Genomic DNA, 1,949 nt, shown 5'->3' with positions numbered 1-1,949 from the left:
AAGAGCCGGAGACCTCGAGGAAGGTTTCGAGGGTGTGGACCAGGTCGGCGCGGTTGTCCTGGTCGTAGACGCGCAACGGGTCCAGCAGGCGGATGCGGAACATGCGGCGGACCTCGTCGGGGACGCTGGCCAGCAGCAGCATGTGGGTGGCCAGTTCGTCGTGGCGGACCACGCTGGTGGGCTGCTGGCGTTCGGCGGCCATGCGGCGCGCGTAGCGGGCCTCCTCGACCGCGCCGCGCAGACCCTCGCCGTCGACCGCGCCGCTGATGCCGACCGCCAAACGGCTTTGCTGCAGGCCGGGTTCCAGGGCTTCGATGGCCCGGTGGATGTGGTCGTCGAGGGCCTGCTCGTCACCGAGCGCGACCAGCAGGATCACTTCGCCGTCGACCACGCCGATGGCCGGGCTGCGGCCGTGCAGGATCTCGCGCAGCACCGCGCGCAGCTCACCGGGCCGGACCGCGCCCGAACTCGCCGTCGCCGCGACCGCGAGGTAGCGGTCCGACAGGCCGAGTCCGGTGAGTTCGAGCCGGGAGATGATGTCGGCCGGCTTGGCCTCCGACATGATCAATTCGATCAGTTCCTGCGCGAGCCGCCCTTCGGCGCTCTGCCGATCGTCCTGCCGGGCCCGCTCGAGCGAGACGACCGCGGCCAGTTCGCCGATGAGCGCACGACGGTCCTCGGGCCAGTCCTTGTAGTCGCTCTCGAAGACCAGGAACCAGTCCGCGATCCGCGAGGTCCCGTCCGCGTCCACCGCGAACAGCGAGTACCGGATCTGGCTGTGGGAAAGCACATGTGGCAGCCGTTTCGCGCCCAGGAAGGCGCTGCGCACCTGATCGGGTAGGTCCCGGGTGGGCCCGGCCACGACCCGGCCGAGCGAGGACACAACCCAGCAGCGGGTGCCGAGCGTGCGATGCACCAGATCCAGCACGGAATCCAGGCCGCCGCCGGAGACCAGTTGCCGGTGCCGGTCGAGGATCGCGCTCAGATCCGCGGCGCGTCCGGAGGACAGCTGCCGGTTGATCTGCTCGGTGACGTTGGCGAAGGCGATGTCCTCGCCGACCTCGAAGAGGGGGATTCGGTGTTTCTTACAAGCGACTACGAGATCCTCGGGCGTTTCGCCGAACAGCGCGGAACCTGCTACCAGTGCCGCGACCCGCGCCTTCGCGATATTGCTGACGAATTGCTCACTGTCCGCGGGTTTCTGTCGCCATTGCAGACCGGTCAGCACAAACTCGCCGCCCGACAGATACCGGCTCGGATCCAACATGTCTGTAGTTACGACCCAGCGAACGAACCTGTCCAGCTCGTCCTCTCCGGAGACGAGCCGTAGGCCCAGGTCGTTCATCGTCAGCAGGGAACGTAACCGCATGATTCCCGAGGCTAACAGCCAGTGACGACCGGGTTACCGAACTTGGATGTAACTACAAACGAGTCCGTGTGTTGCAGGCCACAGATTCGGATGTCTCGTCCTTTCGAGCACGTCCACTCACCGGGTTAGGTAGTGGAAACACGCCAATGACGGTTTGGAGGTCGGATGTCGAGTCGCCTGGAATGGCTCGGTTCGCTGTCCCTGGAAGAGGCCGAGGCGCAGCTGCTGACCTGCAATGCGTCCCGCTCCTGGGCACGGAAGATGGTCGCGAACCGCCCGTACGCCGACGAGTCGAATCTGATCGCCGCCGCGGTCACAGGCGTCACCGAACTGGCTTGGAGCGATGTCGAGGAAGCGCTGTCGGCGCACCCGCGCATCGGTGAGCGTACGGCCGCCAAGCATCAGTCCGAGCAGGAAGCCAAGTGGTCCGCCGACGAGCAGTCCGGCGCGAGCGATGCCGATGCGCAGGTCAAGGCGGATCTGGCGGCCGGTAATGTCGCCTACGAAGAACATTTCGGTCATGTCTTCCTGATCCGCGCCGCGGGTCGCAGTGCCGCCGAGATGCTGTCCGAGCTGCAGA

General features: G+C 66.4%; 2 protein-coding genes. One reads left to right on the top strand and one right to left on the bottom strand.

What is annotated here, in order from left to right:
* Positions 1 to 1,369: PucR family transcriptional regulator (locus ACWELQ_RS44800; RefSeq protein ID WP_452403041.1), on the bottom strand; the 1,369-nt coding region annotated here is incomplete at its 3' end.
* 165 nt (positions 1,370 to 1,534) lie between these two features.
* Between ACWELQ_RS44800 and ACWELQ_RS44795 the strand changes: the two genes are divergently transcribed.
* The coding region (locus ACWELQ_RS44795; protein ID WP_452403040.1) for a 2-oxo-4-hydroxy-4-carboxy-5-ureidoimidazoline decarboxylase at positions 1,535 to 1,949 on the top strand (415 nt) is incomplete at its 3' end.

Source organism: Nocardia sp. NPDC004722 (assembly GCF_053601505.1).
This window is presented reverse-complemented; position numbering and strand designations above follow the sequence as displayed.